The sequence below is a fragment of the Candidatus Neomarinimicrobiota bacterium genome, assembly GCA_016784545.1.
Lineage (GTDB): Bacteria > Fidelibacterota > UBA8477 > UBA8477 > JABMPR01 > JABMPR01.
Genome location: JADHUM010000019.1, coordinates 1 through 19635, shown reverse-complemented (window position 1 = coordinate 19635; position 19635 = coordinate 1). Strand labels below are relative to the sequence as shown.

Sequence of the window (19635 nt, the reverse complement as noted above, 5' to 3'; positions counted from 1 at the left end):
CTGATCTCAGGATCAGACTGCCCGTTGACTCGGGTCACCACCCCGCCAGGTCGGGTCATACACCTCCGTTTCCCGTAAGCCCTGCTCTCCTGGGAGTAGGGCTTTTCCCACCATCTGCAATGCCCCACACACGGTCTCAAGAAATGCCGGGATTATCACAGCCATAAATTGAATATCTTGTGATCAAAGCGTGAGCCGTCTAGTTTCACGGCTTGAAAGGAGACTATTCTTCATGATAAAAGTATTTCACATTCTCGGGGTTGTCCTCTTCCTGGGAAATATCATAATCAGCGCGGTGTGGCGACTCTTAGCTCAAGGCGTGGATGATAAGGCAGTTCATAAGTTCTCGATCAAATTGATTCAACGAACCGATGTTATATTTGCCATCCCCGGGATTATCCTCATTGCTGTTACTGGTCATATGCTAGCTGCAGGAGTTGGGGGCATAGGCGCACACAGCTGGATCTATCATAGTTATGCTCTGTTGACCGTTTCAGCCCTTATCTGGATCGCTGGATTATTGCCTATACAGCGTAAGCAGATGCGACTTTTGAATGAATCCCATTCCATAAAAGAAGCCGGTATTCGATATAAAACATTGAACAAATGGTGGATCATTCTGTGGATTGTTGCTGCTGTATTGCCTCTCATTGCACTCTATCTCATGGTCGTCCGTCCTGTCTAAAGGAACTCCAATGAAAATCACCGTATTTATGGCCACCAGCCTGGATGGTTTTATAGCAGATGAGGATGGCAGTGTGGAGTGGCTCAATGAACTGCCTCCCCCAGAGGATTCAGACGAGGATATGGGTTTTGGAGCCTTGCTGCAGTCGGTAGATAGATTGGTAATGGGGCGCACAACCTTCAATCAGGTTCTGAGCTTTGGGAGCTGGCCGTATGGTGACACACCAGTCATGGTATTATCCCATCAAGCAGCTCCACGAGTTCTACCAGATGGCGCCACTATAGAATTTGCTCATGGATCACCAGAGACCCTGGTTCAACAATTCAAATCTGCAGGAGATAAGCACATTTATCTGGATGGCGGGAATGTGATTCAGCAATTTCTTGCGGCTGGACTGATTGACGAAATTATCCTCACCCAGGTCCCAGTGCTGTTGGGCAGCGGTATCAGCCTGTTTAAAGCAGCTCTGGACGAGAAATTATGGGGTGTGGAGGGTGTCACCAACTACCCCAATGGATTTGTTCAAACCCATTTCAAAAAAAGGAAGCCATCCTTTTAGCTTAGCCTCATCATTTTTGAATTCCGAAGTTTGCTCAATTTCTTAAATCTTCAATCGGTGTTCCTTGCCTGCCTTGCCGAAGCAGATGTGCGTAGGCAGGTTCATAAATCAAGAAGAGACTACCCCTATATTGGGACAGCCTCCTCTTATGAATTAAACCTTATGAAGGTTATTTATACTCTTTATAGTTCTCTGATCACCTTGCGAATGGAATCGCCTATATGGTCGATACCTGCAGCAGTAATGGTTAAAGCAGGAGCTAATCGAACCGTGGTTTTATGGGTTTCCTTGGCGTAAATCCCATTCTCCAGCAATTTCAATGAGACTTTATGTCCATCCAGACCAGGTTTGTCAAACATTTCAAAAGCAGTTAACAGTCCAGCTCCTCTGCCCTCTTTGATTTTATCGGGGAACTCGGCCCGAACACTTTCAAAGTGGGCTAGTAGTCTATCCCCCATATTTTTTGCATTCTCAGCCAGCTTTTCATCAATCATGGCTTTTATGGAAAAAACAGCCGTTACTGAAGCCAGTGGGAAACCGCCAAAGGTAGATCCTTCAGAACCTGGTGTAAGCACATCAATGACATCCCTGCGACCAGCTACAAAAGATACAGGCATAATCCCACCACCAGCTGCTTTTCCACAGGCCATGAGATCAGGATGCACGTCATAGAGCATATGAGCAAAATGGGCACCGGTTCTGGCAAATCCAGTTTGTACTTCATCTACACAGAATAGAACATTGTATTGTTTACACAACTCAGCAACTCGTGGCAGATAGTCTGCTGTGGGTAAAATCACACCTGCTTCGCCCTGAATGGGTTCTACGATGTATGAGGCAATTCTATGACCCTTTTCCTTGAATAATGCCTCCAGGGCATCGGCATCATTAAAGGGAACCACCTCGATACCGGGCAGAAAGGGACCAAAATCGTCCTTGGCCATAGGATCTGTAGAAGCAGAAACTGCAAATAATGAACGTCCATGGAAATTCTCTGCTGCAACGACAATGATAGCCTCATTGGCCGGGATGCCCTTGACACGATAACCCCAGCGACGTGACAGTTTGGCCATGAGCTCAGGGGCTTCAACCCCAGCGACCTTTGGAACAACCTTCTCCATCTTGGTGACAGCAGTAGCAGCCATGAGAAAGGCTGCCATATATTTATGTCTGATTGAGCGTGGAACCGTGGGTATTTTCTCATCCCGGAGGTGGGCAATAACTGCATCCACGATGGTTTTGTTAAGTTGCCCCTGATTGACAGCTGAATAACAACATAATCCGTCTAATAATTCCTCTTCCACATATGCCTTTATTCCCTCTGGATCTGGTTTGCGACAAATTAATGTAGAACTATCCTGAACATGGCTCACAACGACATTTTCCAGGGGCACATAATTTTGACCACCCTTTTCCAATTCGATTGCTTCGTGTTCAGCGGGACCGAGATCACCAATCCGGACACCATTTATGGTAAGATCGTCACCGTAACCTGAAATTCTGATGTCACTCATCTATATTACTCCTCATTATTGTTTGTATAGAATGGGCCAGATAGACCCTGTCCCTGCAAGTTTCACTCGCTCAAGATATTTTAAAATCTGAAGGTAAGCAAATGAGTAACAAACTGGGGGTCCAATACCCGGCCAATTCCAAAGATCATGGTTGACAAGGCAACAAATGGGCCAAAGGGGACCCGGCGCTGAGCAGAAAAACCTCTAAAAATTACACTGAAGACCCAGGTTATGAATGCCAGTAAACTGGCCAGAAATAATACGTAGGCCGATAGGATCCACCCCAACCATATCGCCACGGCCAGACACAATTTCACATCACCCAGGGCCAGGGTTTGATCGCCACTACCAAAGCGTTGTGGTAGGATGATAAAAAGGGAAACAATTGAGGCAAGGGTTAGGCCCAGAAGGGAATCGATTAGATTCACAGTATTGCCTGTGACTCCTAATACTCCAATGGCTATGATATAGACCACAAACTCGTTGGGGATAATCCATTTTTTCAAATCCATGTAGGTCACGCCAAGCAGGGCAAAGAAAAGAGCACTAATTTGGAAAGCCAGAAATGGTTTCATGACACTAAACGCCCAAAGCGTGAATCCAAAGATGAGCAACTCCAGAAATGCGTACAGGCGTGGGGGTTCATGACCACAAACTGGACACACCCCCGAGGTGTAAAAGGCGGCTATAATTGGAATCCGGTGAAAATATGGTTGAGATGCACCGCAGGACTCGCATACCAGTTTCTTGGAGAAAATGGATATCTCCTGAGAAATTATCGAAAAAATGTGTGTGAGGGATGAAGCAAGAACCAACCCAACCACAACACTAAGTACCAGAATATTAGTGGATGGGATCATTCGATAAACCTTAACTCCTTACATACCTGACTTCATGGCCATACCGATATAGAACACCGGCAAATAGGTCACAATCAGGATGACGAGAATCATGCCACCTACAAACATAATCATGAGGGGCTCGATAAGAGATGTCATACGGTTTACCATGGAATCAACTTGTTTGCCGTAGAAATCCGAGGCCTTGTCCAGGAGCGTATCAATTTCTCCAGTTTCCTCACCTGTGGAGAGTAACTGAAGCATGATGGATGGAAATTTTTCAGTAATTCTGAAGGCCGCAGAGATATTATAACCATCTCGGATGTATTCAGTTGCCGTACCCACAGCCTTGGCATAAACTCTATTATCAACAACTTTCTGAATTAAACGCATGGAGGGAATAACTGGAACACCAGCCCCCAATAGAATTCCCAGGGTTTTGGTCATCTTATTATAGATATTGTAGTTGATCAAGGTGCCAAATACAGGGAAGTTGAGCTTGAAGGTATCTAACAGATACCCTCCTCTCCGCGTGAGACCAATCATCCAGACAGCCACCAATCCTACAAACAGAAAAAACAGAACCTGACCCCAGCTCTCAACGACTGCATCAGATATGCGCACCAGCATCTGCGTGGCAATAGGTAATTCAGCGCCCAGGGATTGGTACACTTCGTTAAATCTGGGGACAATATAAACCAGCATCGCCACCACCACGACCACCAGAAAGCCTAGAACCATGAAGGGGTAATACAGTGCTGACTTTACTTTTTGAGCTGTATCGTGTACGGCTTCAATATAGGAGGCGAGTTGATCAAGAATGGTCTGTAGACTACCGCTGACCTCGCCTGCCTTGACAAGTGCAACAAACAAATTGTCAAAAGTAGCGGGGTGTTTTTCCATGGCATCACTGAGACTCAATCCGCGGCGAATATCATCTGAAACATTTGTGAGTGTCTTTTTAAAACCAGGATGACGTTCTTCCTCAGCAAGATTTGTAACCGATTTTTCAAGTGTCAATCCTGCAGCAAACATCGTTGCCAGCTGACGTGTAAAAAAGACCAGGTTTTTTAAGGGGATGCGAGTCTTTAATTTCTGTAGGGATAAACTGAGTTCCTCAATGAACTCATCTCCCCACTGAATATCGGCTTTCTTTTTCTTTTTACCACCAGCTGCAATTTTCTCAAAAGCTTCTTCAGCAGTTGGTTCGCCCTTTTTTAGCTGTTCGGCTAATTTTGCATCAATTTCAGCCACTTAAAAATCCTCAACTGTTGAACGTAATACTTCTTCAAATGTGGTTATACCATCTCTCAGCTTTCGGATACCAGCTTCACGAAGGGATACCATGCCATGTTCAATGGCTTTTTCACGAATGACTTCCTGGTTGGCATTTTCAAACACAAGTTTTCTAATATCCTGTCGCATTTCAAGCATTTCAAAAATACCTGATCTACCACGGTAGCCGGTTTGACGACATTGGACACACCCCTTGCCGTGAAAGTATTTGTGACCATCGTTTTCCAGCCCAAGACGAGTCAAATCTTCTTTGGTGGGTACGTATTCCTCTTTGCAATTCACACATATGCTACGAACCAGTCGTTGAGCCATCACCAGGTTCAAACTGGAACCTACCAGAAAGGGTGGAACACCAATATCTATAAGACGAGTTATGGTAGATGGTGCATCATTGGCGTGAACCGTGCTGAACACAAGGTGACCTGTCAAAGCAAATTTGATGGCAATATCAGCTGTTTCTTCATCACGAATTTCACCAATGAGTAAAATATCTGGATCCTGACGCAAAATTGATCTCAATGTGGACCCAAAGGTGAGCCCGATTTTTTCCCGCATCTGAACCTGACTGATACCATCCATCTGGTATTCAACAGGATCTTCAACGGTAGTGATATTGGTCCCTTCACTTTTAATTTCCTTAAGTGAGGCGTATAAGGTGGTTGATTTACCAGATCCTGTAGGACCAGAGATTACAACCATACCGTAGGGCTGGCGAATCCAACGGCCAAACATGTTTAGTTCTCTTGCATGAAAACCAAGCGTGGTCAAATCAAGATTAAATCCACCCTTATCCAGCAAACGCATCACGATCTTTTCACCATGTACTGTGGGCAAAACAGAGACACGAACATCAATCTCTCGCTCCCCCATCTGAATACTCATACGACCATCCTGTGGAAGACGTCGCTCTGCGATATCCAGGTTTGAGAGAATTTTAATACGTGTGGTAATACCACTCAATGAGGTGATGGGTGGTGTCATAATCTTCTGCAACACACCATCAATTCTGATTCTCACATTCACAACATGTGATTGAGGTTCGACATGGACGTCAGTGGAACGTTCTTTGATAGCTTCAATGAGAATCAGGTTCACTAATTTGACAAAAGGTGCATCCTCTTCGTTGATACCCTCTTTACTGAGGTCAACCATGTCGGAGTCATCTTCATCACCAGAGAACACCTGAATATTTGACAAGGCAGCGTCAACTTCATCAGTTTGACGAATTCTACCATAGTGATATTCAATGGCGTTTTGGAGGGCCGTTTCGCCTGCCACTACAACTTCAACTTTTAGTGAAGTTAATTTCTCGATTGAATCTACTGTCGCCAGATCTTCAGGATCTTCCATAGCAACGACAACGGTGGTTTCTGATTTACCCAGGACGATGGACATGTTCTCATAGGCAAAATCTTCAGGGATGGTGTTGACAATATTCCCGTCCACCTTCATCAAATCCTCTTCATAGACAGCAGGATGACCCAGCTGCAAAGCATAGACCTTGACCAGTTCAGTTTCAGTAATCATACCCATGCGAATGAGTAGTTTACCGAGTTTTTCCTTGGTAGTTGATTGTCGCTCCAGGGCCTGATCAAGCTGCTCTTGAGTAATCACAGCCTCATGAATAAGGATGTCACCGAGTTTCTGAAATTGGGGATTAAACATTGCTATGGATTTCCCTTTTATTAATTCTGAATTGTCCGGACCAGCTGAATACTGGACTGTTCACTACCAATACTCTGCGGATCTAAGAGAGTACCCCACACCTGTGCAGTAAATGGATTGTAAGAATTGACTGAATTATCGGCATTAAAGTTGGGTGTACATAAGCCAGCATCAAAGAAAACTGTGATCTGAGCAACACCCTGATTGTTCGTTCTCACGATAGGCATACCCGTCTCTGGATCAAGGGGATCCCAGGCAGCTGCACCAAATGATCCAAACAAGATGCGTGCGTTCTTGATGGCATTATTATAATAATCCGTTAAAACTGCAGTCAAAAGCACGGGAACCTGGGATGGATTTGGATTATTGGCCGGCTGGAAATCATAGAACTGCATTGATGGGATCACAATCAAATCACCGGGATAGAAAGGCAGTAGCAAAAGACTATCCTCTGCAGCATTCACATAACCCTGGATGGTATCTCCATTGGCACCATAAGTCTGAGCAATGACATTGACATTGTCAAAGGTTCTATCAGAATTCCAGTAAATCATGGACCATGCTATTCCATGATACTGATCACCATTCAAGTTTTCACCATAGGTTAGTGATCCACCAATGACAGATGCAATACTATCAGGTTCAATATGCCAGTACACCTGAGACGAATCCTCAACAGGATTTGTGTATTGATCCCAGACTCTGGCGGCCATTTCTGCCTGATATTGACCACCGCCAATAGGTTCAATCTGGTTGATATCAATATCTACATCAATAAAGGCTGGCGGTCCAGCTGAAATGGTAACTGGAATTGCTGTGGCTGAAATGGTTCCTGTGGTAAGCACAACTCTGGCTGTGACACGCACAGGACCTGATTGGGAGCCACTGTTCAGCGTCACACTCGCCACACCATAGTTTGATTGCACGGTAGTGATAATACCGATACCATCAAGGTTGGCGCCAGCGGGAATGGCTGGACCCAACTGAAACTGCACCGGATAGGGCTGATCTACATATTCACCGCGAGCATCTCTTACCTCAGCCCGGATAGTGGTTGAGGCAACACCAAAACCGCCTGCTACAACAATTTTATTTGGAGTGGAGGGTGGAATGATGATATAGGTTGGCAAACCTGGTCGAACTGTAATTAAGGTCGAGTCTTTCACACCACCAACGTTCGCTCTGATGGTGGCAATTCCTGCAGAATCACCGATGCTAAAGGTGGACAATGCAACCCCATCTTCATTTGTGGTGGAAAATTCTGTCACAAATCCTATATCTGTAGAAAACCTGACCAGTGTGTTTGCCTCTACCGGGTAACCAGAAGAATCCATGACAGTGGCTGTTAACAGGGATTCATCAATACAATCCGGGTTGGTGAGAGATGGAAGTTGCACACATTGTGATACCAGATCAATTCTCGAGGGGATTCTCTCAGGTGGATTTGGATTATTTGCACGAACCAGGACTTCCACAGTATCACGTATTACGCCATAAAATGGGTGTTCGATTTTAGCAACTATGCGCGCTACCACATCTTCTGTAATACGGGCACCAAGATCTGAAAATACAGTTTCTGCAACACCAGCATCATTGGTGAATTTGGGTGAGTTTATCGTTCCAATAGAAGCTGAGAAGGTGACCTTTGTGGTATCAATACCCTGATCGTCCTCATCCTTCACAATGGCATAGATTCGGGCGGTCGTTTCACCATTATCTGCATATATGGTTGTGTCTAATGTATTCAGCTGTAGAAAATATTCCTGACCAGCAATATAATTGATGGATACAGTATCAGAAAAAGCAATAGCAGAATTCTGTGAACTCTTCAGGAGGGATCCAAACTCATAGACGCCATGATTATCCCTCATCAAAGATTCCATGGCCAAAGTTGTTACTGAAGCCTCAACGACGACATTGCCAATTTGTCCTTCATTATTGGTAAAGGTGACATGACTGGTTCCAATCGCATTGGTGGAGTCAGAGGCAGCATTCAGATAGCCAACAGTAGAGCCTTCCAATATGCGATAATTTACCAGCACATTCTTGACTGCCACACCGAGACTATCACGCACATTGGCATTGATAGTAGCTGTGTAAGTGGAATCCGTTTTGAATACTTTTACTTCACCAGATGTGGGTATGGTCGTTGCGAAAAATGAAGAAACCAGATCTTCCATGGGCAAAACATCTATAATCACAGTATCTCGTACTGTATTACTATTGCTATCCGTATACCTGGCAACAATTTTCACATTTGAAGCGGCTTGACCCTTATCATCAAAAGTGGCTACAGCCTGACCAGATGAGTTGGTAGCGATGTTTGATGCTATTGCTCCAGTCAGCGCTGAGAACACGATGGTGGCCCCTTCCTGGGGCTCATTGACGGCGTTGGTGAGAATGGCAGTTATTTTTGCAACCGTCTTGCCATTATCTGCATAAATCACAGCTCGATCTGAACTCAAATTGAGATTATACTCGATCTCCACCTTTTCAGGGTCATCAGGGACTCTTACATCACAACTGACCAGGACGAATGCTGCCATGGCAAGTGTGCCCATAATTTTGAATAAATTACTTTTCATATTCAATCCTCCTCCAAAAAGCCTTGAGTTATTCCTTTTCAACCGGAACCTCCTCAATAACTTGAGTTTCATCTTGTTCAGCATCCTCAGTGTTAATGTACATGTCCTCTAATTCCAGCATCCGATCAGTTTTTTTGATGCCAGTGTAGGTATCCCTAATGATATGGGGAGTGATTTCGATGATCAGATCTTTTTTTGTCTCCTGCTCAAATTCATGTTGGAAAAATCGACCGATATATGGGAGTTTACCAAGAATTGGAACCGTGTGAGTAATTTTCTTGCGATCTACAGCCAATAAACCAGCAATGATGATAGGCTCGCCATCAGGCACCCGAACGGTAGTCGTTGAAATTCTTTTTTGAACCCAGGGAATATTTCGCTCAGGTCCGACGAAATCATAAAAATTTGAAATTTCAGGGGTTACAGTGGCAGTAATAAATCCATCGCTGTTGACATTCGGTTTCACATGCAATTTGATACCAACAATCTCACGTTGAACCTGAACCTGACCACCTACACCACCGCTGGAGAGGATGTAAGGAATCACATCAACCATCTGAATGTAGGCCTCACGACCATTCAGGGTCACAACAGATGAATTGGCCAGAATCTCAGCCTCATTGTTCTTGAGTAACATATCAAGAGTAATATCAAAAGCTGAGAGTTGACGACTAAACCCGATTGAGTTGGAAGGGTCTATTCTCTGGAAATACATGTTATCTGGTGCCCGTCCGCTTGGCAGGGCACTGTATTGTTCAATAACTGATCCATCAGACTGACTCTGCTGGGACATACCTGGAACCAGGGATCCACCAATTTGGGCCAGCGTTGGGGCAGCATTTTCAGCAACGATGGTTGTAATCTGGGCCAACCGTGACCAATCAACACCTACTCGATTATCACCGGAAAGTGTCACTTCTATGATTCTGGCTTCCAACTTGATCTGTAAAACCGGGACATCAATGCTGGCAATAATTTCCATAATCTCAGATATGCTTTTGGGGCTGGTGTGGACCAATAGTTTGTTGCCCCCCTGATCCACTTCGACTTTATCAGTAATATCGTGGAGGATATTCTTTACTTCAGAAGCATCAGCATATTGAAGAGGAATGACATAGGCCTTCCCACCAATTTCTTCTGAGAGGCGATCGGCTGTGGCGACGAGGAAAGATTTGCCCACCAGCTCATAGCTCAATCCAGCAGCTCGAACTACCAGGTTGACAGCTTGTTCAATTGGCACATCATCCATGTGAACTGAAATTCTATCCTGGCTGTTTACTTCGGGGCTGGTAACGATATTATAGCCACTCTCATCAGCAAGTATTGAAAGAACCGTTGGGAGATGGGCATCTTCAGCGTGAATGGTAATCAATTTCTGTTCTGCATCCTGGGCCATACCTAGGGTTGCCAGTAGCAGCGTAATTATGCTGGCCAGAATATATCTACTCGTTTTCATTAATAGGTTTCCTCTTCATCATCAAATTGTGGACCTCGCGTCGAATTCCGGGCTGCATCAGCAGTAACCGTCCTTCCCTGGAGGGGATAAAATTTTGATTTACCCTCTCGGTAAGCAACAACGCCATTTTCAGTAATTCGTAAAATTTTATACTTCCCTATCATATCCCCTACCTTTACCTGACTCTCCTTCTGTTGGAATTCAACAGTAGCACGGGGAGGATCAAAATTCATATACAAGCCACTTACTCGAATGGTGTTGGCCTGCATACTTTGAATCAAACGTCCCATTTCGTCAGTCAGGAATACGACCTTGTTCAATTTCATGGGATTATTCTTAAGTGTAAATTTGAAGGAGGCTCTCTGCTCTAACTCAGTTTCTAATTCACCAATAACTCTTTCCAACTCCTCGTCGGTACCAATACTAATATTTGCAGCATCTGCCAGAATATCCTCACGATCAGCGCGGATACCACTCAAGGCATAGACCTCCACTCCAAAGATTATGACACCTGCCATGATGGTAAGAGACCAGAAGAAGCGTGTACGTCTATCCATTATTTCTTACCTTTCAATAGGGTTAGTGTCGAAATTTTCAGCTCAATATTCTGTTCTGAAAGGATGCGTTCGTCCTTGGTATTCTTGAGACGCTCTATTCCGTTCTTCACATGGAATTCATTTACTTGAATCAATCGCATGGAACTCTCAAGCTTGGCCATCAAAACGCCAAATTGTTTGAAATTGCAGCGAATTTCCAAATCATAGGGTGTTTCCACACTGATTCTACCCGTAATGCGGGGCTTTGGTCGCATATAAATGGTCGTAATACCCAGACTATCCAGGGTCATGGTCAATGAATTGAGAAACGCCATTGAAGCATCTTCCGTCACTTCATCTGACTTGCTTTCAGCCAGGTTTTCCTCAAAAAGGTTATATACGCGATCTAATTCATTGGATAGAATTTGAGCGGTTATCAAGCTCTCATTAAGTTTTTCAATTTGTTTGTCCAGATAGCGGATATCTGCCGGTTTGTCGCCATACACCCAGTTTACCGTATAATAGAAGGCAAGAGCCAGGACGAATATTATCCCAGCTAAAATGTGTACACGTCTCATCAGCTTCTCCTCCCCATATCTTTTTTACGATCTTTGGGGTCAGGAATGTCCAGAGTGGCCCGGACTTCAAAGTTGACCACATCCTGATTCAGAATGGTCATCCTTGAATAACTGGCAAATTTGATATCGGTAAAATCTTCTGAAAATATCTGATCATTCTCTAATCTGGCAATGAACTCTTCAAGAATGTCAAATTCACGTTCATCCGGGTAAATTCGAGAAACACCGGCTATGGTTAGATAACGATCTTTAAAGGTGAGATGCGTAATTGCCATATCATGGGGCATTAAGCGTCCCAGAGCGTTGAGTTTCTCAGCCCAGATGGTGCGTCTATCCGAGAGCTCTGACATGGCGAGAATATCATCTTTGGCCAGGTTACGGCCTTCTTGCTTTAAGGTATCTATTTGTGCCTGGATAGATGCGATCTGTGATTCTTTTTCTTCGATAATTTGGGCATACTGGGAGTTTTCAACAAGCAGGTATGCAAAACCTGCAACCAGGATCAGTACAACGAAGCCAAAGGCACTCCATCGTGTCTGTTCACGACGTTTTTCCAGACGGGCTGCTTTGCTGGATGCTTGGTTTAAATTGATTTTAATTACGTTAATCATGATTCCTCGACATGAGCTTCAAAATGCTTTTTAGTATTTCACAATGATGGATGTGTATTCGTAATTTCGACTTGTATAACGCTGTTATTCCAGCAGTCCACGCATAGCGTACCCGACTGCCACAGCATATGCGCCGGGATCAGTGATATCCTTATGCATATCGTGATGCAATTGAGCAGTGGGGTTGTACACTTCCGCTGGTACGTTCAAGCGGTTTGCAATAAAAGCATCCAGGTCTTTTATGCTGGTGGATGCGCCTACCAACAAAATTTTGTGAAAATAACTTTCATTACTTTCCTTAATATAAAAACGCAGGGATCTGCGAATTTCATCCACAAGATTGTCGTAAATGGTATGTTCGGCCACACTGACTGTAAAATCTTTCTGCTCACCACCTGCAACCTTCAACGTGAGTTCATCGAAATTAGGATCACATTTGATCTTTTCAGCTTCCTGATAGGTGATTTCCTTTTTCTCAACCAATTCCTTGGTAAAATGATGCCCACCGATCTGAATATCTCTGGTAAAGAATGGTGCCTGCCGGCCCCAGACAACCAGGGTAGAAGAAACGGCTCCAATATTTAAAAATACATTGGCGCCATCTTCAGGTAATCCATGTTCAATCACATAGGAGTTGGCCATGGCTACAGCCTCGGTATCGACAATTCCTGGTCTAAACCCGAAATTTTTAATCATTCTCAGGTGACTCTCAAGATTTTTCTGAGTGGAGGCAACCAGGAGTACATTGAGTTTGTCCATCTCCTTGATATCCTCTCCCAGGATTTGAAAATCCATGAGAGCATCCGTGCCATCCATGATGATATGCTTGCGAGCCTCAAACTGGAGAGCAGACGCCAATTCATCCTCATCATCCGTATTCATCATCTTCATCTGACGGATGCTGGATTGTTGGTTACTTAACCCTGTGGTCACCAGCTTGGCGCGGCGAGGGTTGATCTTCATGCGACCCAGTAAGCGTTCTGCAGCAGCAATAATTGTGTCTTCATCGAGACGTTCCGGGTCATAATCACGCTTCGAGTCGAATACTGGCTCGGTTCCAAAATTTTGCAGCGTATACCCCTTTGGCGTTTTTTGAAGCTGTACGATTTTGATCTGATAACGACCAATGTCAATTCCAATACTCATTCGCCTAAATATTCTCCTATACCTGATAGTTCCAGACTTGAGCTTCCGTCTGAATTCTTGGTTTCCGGCCACTCTGGAGGTGGAAACTTGCGTAAATTTCTGTCATAGTGATAATCTTTTTCATAACCAATCCCTGGCGTAATATTATATCCTCCCGTTCCAGGTGCCGGTGAATTGCGCTTCAGATAACCACGCTTATCCTGTACCACACTACCGTAGATCATCACAACCCCCCGGATATCAGCTGTTCCTGTGGGTGGTACAAATGGGGGGCGCGTACCTCGATTGTCACCCTTTATGGAAACGCCGTCCAGAAAAGTGTATCCCGTCGTGCTATTCTGCCAGTATTGGATCATAAATGATTCATTCATGGCAATCATGGCAGCATTAATTCGCACATCGGCAGCAGCAGCGCTATTCCTTTTTCCATTTACTGCTGTATTGGCCACAATAATGTTGCCACCAGACAATAATCCAAGCCGATTGGGATTCCCCGGCAGTATGTAGCCATTGGCCTGTGAATCTTCATACAGCAAATCATTCATAATCCAGATATTGCAGTTTAATTCGGCAAGCGTCGAATCGTCATGGGCCATTTTGTAGGGTTGTGGTGTTGAGGTAGCAATAGTGTATCGACCACGAATACGTGCACCTGTAACAGTTTGGACCTGCACCTGCCCTCCCTCTACCCAGATCACAGCTTCAGATGTTATAAGGACATCGTTTGCAATTAGTTCCGTTGGATCTGCAGGTGGCGGGAAGTCAAAGTGTTGAAATTCCAGATTACCACGATATACATTCTGTCCCAGACCATTTGAATTCCGATAATGTGCGGGATGGTACATTTTCATCTCTTCATCGAAATCAGCCTGCTGGGCTGCAGATGCCGGTTCCTCTAGGGGTGGTATCTGATACGCCCACTGCTTTATGGCAACCTGGCCCGGCGAGAATGAAATGTTGGTCATGATATGAAAATCTTCATGATCTGGGTCAAGTGCATTTATCAAGGCATTCCCGGCATAAAAGTAGTCTGCCTTGGATTTTACCAGATCCTGCCCTTCATATGGGGGCCACTCAATCTCTGGCATGGAATCCCTGTGAATTCCCTCGAAAATGGTATTCTCATTGCAACTTCCCAGATTGAATACACCTGCAGTATATACCTGGCTCTGTTCATACTCTGTGTCAGTCACATAATCAACGAATTGAGGACAACCAAAATTACTCATGGTGATATCATCATTTGAATAAACCAGACCCTCAAGTACTTCACCTGAACCAAAATTTACTGTGGTTCCCAACCAGGGTCCCCCACCAGGAGCTTCTTCGTTGGTCAAATACATAAACTCTTCAAAACCACGAGCTCGGTATTTAACTTCCATTGTATATTCAACCTCAATGGGTTCGTTCACAAAACTGTTATAGGTACTCCATCCAGTAGCTCGACCATGACGTTCACTGCGATGGGTCCTCAGATTTTCAACCATGCTGGCCGTCACATCCCTAAAGCCACCTACCATTTCCTCCAACTCCTGATCATCCAGGGTCGTATCGGCATCTGTGTTATAATTGGGACTTCTGATTAAAGCATTAATCGGAGTAAGGCCTGAAATGGCATTGTATCGTGCTCGAGTTTCGGCATATCTTTGTGAGAACAGTATCCGCTCCCCCATAACAAAGTGGAGATAACCCACAGTATAGCCCAAACTGATCATGACCATTAGTAATGACAGAAAAACGATAAATCCATGCTGATTCTTTATAAAAGTTCTCATCGGAAATATTTATCCTTGGCCCAGGCTATTCGTTTAAACGTGAGATATTCTACTGAAGACTCCCCTTGAAATTTTGTGGTTACAGAAATGATCATCTCGATTTGCCAGAGACTTTTGGCCAATTTGTTAAGATAGGGTCTACCATTAAAGATATTCTGGAACTCCTCCACCTCGGTCAACTCGGTCACGATGAATTTGTTAAGCTCGACAATGCGCTGCCCTTCATCTCGATAGACACCTTCAGCTGGGAAATCAGCATACTCCAGCATGGGCTGTCCATTAACGGTTAGACCATCATATTTGTTACCCTGAATATTTATTTGGCGTGTGCCATCCTTGGGAGTGATGAGCAAATTATCGTAGTTGGCAAGATAAGCTCGACGAATGACTACCTCAGCTGTTTCAACTTTTTCTATGATATAATCCATGGATTCATAACCCCAGAAGCGGGCACCCTTTGTTACCCAATCATCCTGATAGAAACCAACGATTGATGTTATTCCAGTACCAACGGCTAACACGCCAAGGGAAGAAATAACCATGGCAGTAACCAGTTCGATAAGCGTCAGGCCTGCCGAACGTTTAAGTAAGGTTAAAGGCTTCATCAGAAGGTGGTAAATACGGTGAGACTCATCCGTAACTCCGTGCGTTCTTGCATGTCTCCTAAATGATCCCACCAGCGGATATACATCTCAAGTTCATAGTATGGGCTGTCATCTAAATCATGCACTGTATACTGTTTGAAGGTAGGTTCTCTAAATATTTTGGCACTAAAGTACTCACCATCCAGATTGTCATCAGAATCCGGATTGTAAAGAATCACATCAGCCCCACGCAAATCACCTAATTTCTCGTGATCCGTCATCTGACCATCTAACAATCTCACGATCCAGTAATCCATCTGAGATCGGAGTTCTTCCAGAGCTCTTTGCTGTATGATAATTTTCCGAGCTTCAGCCCGAGCATAGTTGACACCATAAAACATGGTAGCAGAAGTGGCAGCCATGATAAGAATACCCACCATCACCTCGATGAGGGTAAAGCCAGGAGAATTTCTCGTGACCCATGTCTGCCGCTTCTGTTTCATTTATAGAATCCCCTGTTCGAATAACTTGGGATTATCTGCAATCTGGGCTGCTGCAGCGCGAGTTATTTTGCCCGCGCTTACTAAACGCTGCAAGTCCTGGTCCAATGTCTGCATACCATCAACTCCACCAGCCTGAATCACAGATGGAATCTGATATATTTTATCTTCACGTATGAGATTTCGGACTGCTGAATTCGCGATCATGATTTCACAAGCAGGGACACGACCCTTCTCGTCCTTGGTTTTTAAAAGTTTCTGGGCAATAACTGCCACGAGACTTTCTGAAAGCATGGAGCGTACCTGTCCCTTCTGGGCCACAGGAAAAATATCTATAATACGATCGATGGTTTTGGAGGCACTTGATGTATGGAGTGTAGACATGACAAGGTGACCGGTCTCAGCAGCTGTCAAAGCCAGCTGAATGGTCTCAAGGTCGCGCATCTCACCTACCAGAATCACATCGGGATCTTCACGCAAAGCAGATCGGAGGGCATTGGCAAAACTATCTGTGGAAATTCCCAGCTCGCGCTGATTCACCAGACAGTTTTTACTCTCATGATAATACTCGACTGGATCCTCAATGGTGATAATGTGGGCTTCACGGTGCTCATTGATATGATCCACCATGGCCGCAAGTGTTGTTGATTTTCCAGATCCTGTTGGACCAGTCAGGAGAATCAACCCTCTATCTTTCATAGCCAGCTTGGCGAGAACCGGGGGAACATCCAACTCATCAAAGCCTTTGATATCTGTTGGGATGGTTCTGAATACGCCGGCAATACCCCGAATCTGCTTAAAGAAGTTTACTCTAAATCGGCCTCTCCCCTCAAGCTCTCGCGAAAAATCTATTTCCTTCCTCGCATGAAACCGTTTTTGTTGATCATCATTCATGACCTCGGAGGCAATCAGGTCCATCTCTTCTTTGCTCAGGAGGGGTAGATTGAGTTTCCGCATGGTGCCGTTAATTCGAACCATGGGAATTGCACCTACACTCAAATGTAAATCCGAAGATCCACTTTCAAGGGAATAACCAAGCAATTGGTCTATCTTAGAAGCCATGTGGCTTATTCTTCTTCGTCGAAACCGTAACCGGTGAATTTACCATCATCAGTTGTATAGCGAACTTCGTGGCCAGCACCCTGCTTCATTTCTTCTGTACTTAAGGCTGTGATTTCAGAGATACCATCACCACCACCAATAATTGTGAAAACCCACTGGCGTTTGGTTGCATTTTTCATCTGGATGTATTTTGGCTCAAGTTGTCCTTCAACATCATCTGGCCATTCTCCTCTGTCCTGGTAATACATTTGGGCAGCATTCCAGATCGAACCAATGGCTGACTGAGCATCAGATGCATAGGCACCTTTCACGTAGTTTTGGTAGATCGGGAAAGCTACCGCAGCCAGAATGGCAACAATAATAACAACGACCAACACCTCAATAAGGGTAAAGCCGGATTCCCGGGTTCTCAGGTTCTGTTTCATCTTCTCTCCTTAAAAAATTATAATGCTCTTGAACTCGTTTTAGCGGCGCAAGATACATGCGGGATTAAGGACATTCAATTCGTACAGGATAAAGAAATGATAACAGAATTTTGATATATATCACACGAAGCAAAAGCAGACTTTCCCATATGGTATGGGATTAGTCTGCTTTTGAGTTTGATTAACTAGATTAATGCAGGTGGTGAGCCCCAATAATGGCTGCATCCAACCTGCAATACATCGTGTTTAAGGACCCTTCCCTAAAGCCTGGAATCAAGCGATCAGGGCCAGTATGGCAAAAACATCAATCCCCCACAACATGGGAGAAACCTCATCCCGCTTGCCATGGATTACTTTGATAAATGTCCAACTCAGAAAACCCCAGATGATTCCCTGTGTAATACTGAATGTCAGCGGGATGAGTAGCATGGCAATGAAGGCAGGGATGGCATTGTCCATTTCGCTCCACAAAATCTTCCGAACCGGTTTCATCATAAATACGCCTACCAATACCAGGGCTGGAGCCGTGGCGATGCTGGGGATAATGGAAAGCAAAGGTGACAAAAACATAAAGGGTAGAAATAACAGCCCGGCAACCAGGGCGGTCAATCCACTTCTTCCCCCCTCTTCTATACCCGTTGCTGATTCGATATAACTCGTTCCAGAGCTGGTGCCCAATAAGCCTGAGATGGTCGTAGAGAATCCATCTACAATTAGTGATTCTTTGATGTTACGAGGCTCTCCATCATTGGTTTTCAGATTTCCGGCCTCAGCCACGCCTACAAATGTGGAAATACTATCAAACATATCTGTAAATAGAAAAGCAAAAATAACAGGGATCATGGCAAATTTCATCGCCCCAACGAGATCCAGGGCAAAAATCAGAGAAAAGTCTGGAGCAGCAAAAATGCCATTGAAACTGACCAGGGTGGGAGTTCCGAAATTGATAGCGCTGGCATCTCCCCACCAGCGGCCAATGGGAATCGCCATGAGGGTCGTAGCGATGATCCCAATGATGAGGGCACCCTTGTAGCGGGCCACCACGAGTGCGGAGGTTACCAGCAAGCCAATTAAAAAGGTAATAACCGCTGGGGTCAGTTCCCCAAGACCTACCAGGGTGGCCGGATTGGCAACAATAAAACTGGCATTTTTGAAACCGATAAAGGTTATGAATAGACCAATACCCGCTGCAATGGCATATCTTAATTGTGTGGGGATGGCATGGACGATCATGGTACGAATATTAAATATGGAGAGCAGGAGAAACACGATTCCTGAAAGGAAGACCGCTCCAAGTGCTGTTTCCCAGGGGATTCCCATTCCCAGAACAATCCCATAGGTAAAAAAGGCGTTGATGCCCATACCTGGAGCCAGTAGAATGGGATTGTTGGCATAGATACCCATGGCGATTGAACTAAAAGCACTAACCAATACGGTAGCTGTTAACACGGCAGTGAATGACATTCCTGTCGCGCTTAAGATGGCCGGATTAACCACTATAATGTACATAGTTGCCAGAAAACTGGTAATACCCGCAATCACTTCTGTTTTGACATCACTTCCCAATGCTTCCAATCGAAAATTCTGCAACATGCTTTTTCTCCCTGATTTTTTTTGTGAGCTTTCTAGTTTAACAAGTTTCGGGAGTGAGGCAATTATGGTCTTGGTCGGCTAACACCAGACTTAAGAGGCTGTGTGAAAACGGGGGTCCAATAGAGGATACTTAGTTAGGGTTTCGATCCCGCGACTAGACAGATCATGCGTAACCTTTTGATAATAAACTAGATAAGTTGTATTTATTCTTGTTATTAATTGTAAA

At 44.6% G+C, this 19635-nt stretch carries 19 protein-coding genes; 2 read left to right on the top strand and 17 right to left on the bottom strand.

Going from position 1 to position 19635, the window contains the following annotated elements; translation table 11 throughout:
• Positions 1-12: 12 nt before the first annotated feature.
• Positions 13-165, bottom strand: a complete 153-nt coding sequence (locus ISR87_05935) for a hypothetical protein (GenBank protein ID MBL7024979.1) — start codon at positions 163-165, stop codon at positions 13-15.
• 67 nt (positions 166-232) lie between these two features.
• Here ISR87_05935 and ISR87_05930 point away from each other — a divergent pair, with 67 nt between their 5' ends.
• A complete protein-coding gene (locus tag ISR87_05930; protein ID MBL7024978.1) occupies positions 233-685 on the top strand; it encodes a DUF2269 family protein in 453 nt (150 codons plus the stop codon).
• Positions 686-695: 10 nt separating this feature from the next.
• Positions 696-1244: a dihydrofolate reductase gene (locus tag ISR87_05925; GenBank protein MBL7024977.1), complete on the top strand. Its 549-nt coding sequence runs from the start codon at positions 696-698 to the stop codon at positions 1242-1244.
• Positions 1245-1426: 182 nt separating this feature from the next.
• Here ISR87_05925 and ISR87_05920 read toward each other — a convergent pair whose 3' ends face one another.
• The 16 genes from ISR87_05920 to ISR87_05845 all read right to left on the bottom strand — a co-directional run bounded on the left by ISR87_05920 (position 1427) and on the right by ISR87_05845 (position 19409).
• Positions 1427-2758 carry an aminotransferase class III-fold pyridoxal phosphate-dependent enzyme gene (locus tag ISR87_05920; GenBank protein MBL7024976.1) on the bottom strand — a complete coding sequence of 444 codons (1332 nt, stop codon included), beginning with the start codon at positions 2756-2758 and terminating at the stop codon, positions 1427-1429.
• A gap of 80 nt (positions 2759-2838) precedes the next feature.
• Positions 2839-3618, bottom strand: a complete 780-nt coding sequence (locus ISR87_05915; GenBank protein MBL7024975.1) for a prepilin peptidase — start codon at positions 3616-3618, stop codon at positions 2839-2841.
• An 18-nt stretch (positions 3619-3636) separates the two neighbouring features.
• The gene (locus ISR87_05910) at positions 3637-4851 is read right to left on the bottom strand and encodes a type II secretion system F family protein (protein MBL7024974.1); all 1215 of its coding nucleotides are present in this window, start codon (positions 4849-4851) and stop codon (positions 3637-3639) included.
• Positions 4852-6558, bottom strand: coding sequence for a Flp pilus assembly complex ATPase component TadA (gene tadA / locus ISR87_05905; GenBank protein ID MBL7024973.1), 1707 nt, complete (start codon positions 6556-6558; stop codon positions 4852-4854).
• Positions 6559-6578: 20 nt separating this feature from the next.
• Positions 6579-9143 carry a hypothetical protein gene (locus ISR87_05900; protein ID MBL7024972.1) on the bottom strand — a complete coding sequence of 855 codons (2565 nt, stop codon included), beginning with the start codon at positions 9141-9143 and terminating at the stop codon, positions 6579-6581.
• Between the two features lie 28 nt (positions 9144-9171).
• Positions 9172-10599, bottom strand: a complete 1428-nt coding sequence (locus ISR87_05895) for a hypothetical protein (protein ID MBL7024971.1) — start codon at positions 10597-10599, stop codon at positions 9172-9174.
• On the bottom strand, positions 10599-11156 hold the full coding sequence (locus ISR87_05890) for a hypothetical protein (GenBank protein MBL7024970.1): 558 nt from the start codon (positions 11154-11156) through the stop codon (positions 10599-10601). Before ISR87_05890 ends, ISR87_05895 begins: the two co-directional genes overlap by 1 nt.
• Positions 11156-11713 carry a type 4a pilus biogenesis protein PilO gene (pilO, locus tag ISR87_05885; protein ID MBL7024969.1) on the bottom strand — a complete coding sequence of 186 codons (558 nt, stop codon included), beginning with the start codon at positions 11711-11713 and terminating at the stop codon, positions 11156-11158. The genes ISR87_05890 and pilO overlap by 1 nt, the downstream gene beginning before the upstream one ends.
• Positions 11713-12324: a PilN domain-containing protein gene (locus ISR87_05880; protein ID MBL7024968.1), complete on the bottom strand. Its 612-nt coding sequence runs from the start codon at positions 12322-12324 to the stop codon at positions 11713-11715. The genes pilO and ISR87_05880 overlap by 1 nt, the downstream gene beginning before the upstream one ends.
• Before the next feature lie 84 nt (positions 12325-12408).
• A complete protein-coding gene (gene pilM, locus ISR87_05875) occupies positions 12409-13470 on the bottom strand; it encodes a type IV pilus assembly protein PilM (GenBank protein MBL7024967.1) in 1062 nt (353 codons plus the stop codon).
• Positions 13467-15245, bottom strand: coding sequence for a hypothetical protein (locus tag ISR87_05870; GenBank protein MBL7024966.1), 1779 nt, complete (start codon positions 15243-15245; stop codon positions 13467-13469). Before ISR87_05870 ends, pilM begins: the two co-directional genes overlap by 4 nt.
• Positions 15242-15850: a prepilin-type N-terminal cleavage/methylation domain-containing protein gene (locus ISR87_05865; GenBank protein MBL7024965.1), complete on the bottom strand. Its 609-nt coding sequence runs from the start codon at positions 15848-15850 to the stop codon at positions 15242-15244. The genes ISR87_05870 and ISR87_05865 overlap by 4 nt, the downstream gene beginning before the upstream one ends.
• Positions 15850-16332 (bottom strand): type II secretion system protein, encoded by a 483-nt coding sequence (locus ISR87_05860; protein ID MBL7024964.1) that lies wholly within the window; start codon positions 16330-16332, stop codon positions 15850-15852. The genes ISR87_05865 and ISR87_05860 overlap by 1 nt, the downstream gene beginning before the upstream one ends.
• Positions 16333-17391, bottom strand: coding sequence for a type IV pilus twitching motility protein PilT (locus ISR87_05855; protein ID MBL7024963.1), 1059 nt, complete (start codon positions 17389-17391; stop codon positions 16333-16335).
• A gap of 5 nt (positions 17392-17396) precedes the next feature.
• Positions 17397-17816, bottom strand: coding sequence for a prepilin-type N-terminal cleavage/methylation domain-containing protein (locus ISR87_05850; GenBank protein ID MBL7024962.1), 420 nt, complete (start codon positions 17814-17816; stop codon positions 17397-17399).
• Between the two features lie 273 nt (positions 17817-18089).
• Positions 18090-19409 (bottom strand): NCS2 family permease, encoded by a 1320-nt coding sequence (locus tag ISR87_05845; protein ID MBL7024961.1) that lies wholly within the window; start codon positions 19407-19409, stop codon positions 18090-18092.
• Between the last annotated feature and the right edge of the window lie 226 nt (positions 19410-19635).

Excerpts from the sequence above, each read along its gene's own strand:
- ISR87_05935 (MBL7024979.1), bottom strand. The coding sequence starts at position 165 with ATGGCTGTGATAATCCCGGCATTTCTTGAGACCGTGTGTGGGGCATTG.
- ISR87_05930 (MBL7024978.1), top strand. The coding sequence starts at position 233 with ATGATAAAAGTATTTCACATTCTCGGGGTTGTCCTCTTCCTGGGAAAT.
- ISR87_05925 (MBL7024977.1), top strand. The coding sequence starts at position 696 with ATGAAAATCACCGTATTTATGGCCACCAGCCTGGATGGTTTTATAGCA.
- ISR87_05920 (MBL7024976.1), bottom strand. The coding sequence starts at position 2,758 with ATGAGTGACATCAGAATTTCAGGTTACGGTGACGATCTTACCATAAAT.
- ISR87_05915 (MBL7024975.1), bottom strand. The coding sequence starts at position 3,618 with ATGATCCCATCCACTAATATTCTGGTACTTAGTGTTGTGGTTGGGTTG.
- tadA (MBL7024973.1), bottom strand. The coding sequence starts at position 6,558 with ATGTTTAATCCCCAATTTCAGAAACTCGGTGACATCCTTATTCATGAG.
- ISR87_05900 (MBL7024972.1), bottom strand. The coding sequence starts at position 9,143 with ATGAAAAGTAATTTATTCAAAATTATGGGCACACTTGCCATGGCAGCA.
- ISR87_05895 (MBL7024971.1), bottom strand. The coding sequence starts at position 10,599 with ATGAAAACGAGTAGATATATTCTGGCCAGCATAATTACGCTGCTACTG.
- ISR87_05890 (MBL7024970.1), bottom strand. The coding sequence starts at position 11,156 with ATGGATAGACGTACACGCTTCTTCTGGTCTCTTACCATCATGGCAGGT.
- pilO (MBL7024969.1), bottom strand. The coding sequence starts at position 11,713 with ATGAGACGTGTACACATTTTAGCTGGGATAATATTCGTCCTGGCTCTT.
- ISR87_05880 (MBL7024968.1), bottom strand. The coding sequence starts at position 12,324 with ATGATTAACGTAATTAAAATCAATTTAAACCAAGCATCCAGCAAAGCA.
- pilM (MBL7024967.1), bottom strand. The coding sequence starts at position 13,470 with ATGAGTATTGGAATTGACATTGGTCGTTATCAGATCAAAATCGTACAG.
- ISR87_05870 (MBL7024966.1), bottom strand. The coding sequence starts at position 15,245 with ATGAGAACTTTTATAAAGAATCAGCATGGATTTATCGTTTTTCTGTCA.
- ISR87_05865 (MBL7024965.1), bottom strand. The coding sequence starts at position 15,850 with ATGAAGCCTTTAACCTTACTTAAACGTTCGGCAGGCCTGACGCTTATC.
- ISR87_05860 (MBL7024964.1), bottom strand. The coding sequence starts at position 16,332 with ATGAAACAGAAGCGGCAGACATGGGTCACGAGAAATTCTCCTGGCTTT.
- ISR87_05855 (MBL7024963.1), bottom strand. The coding sequence starts at position 17,391 with ATGGCTTCTAAGATAGACCAATTGCTTGGTTATTCCCTTGAAAGTGGA.
- ISR87_05850 (MBL7024962.1), bottom strand. The coding sequence starts at position 17,816 with ATGAAACAGAACCTGAGAACCCGGGAATCCGGCTTTACCCTTATTGAG.
- ISR87_05845 (MBL7024961.1), bottom strand. The coding sequence starts at position 19,409 with ATGTTGCAGAATTTTCGATTGGAAGCATTGGGAAGTGATGTCAAAACA.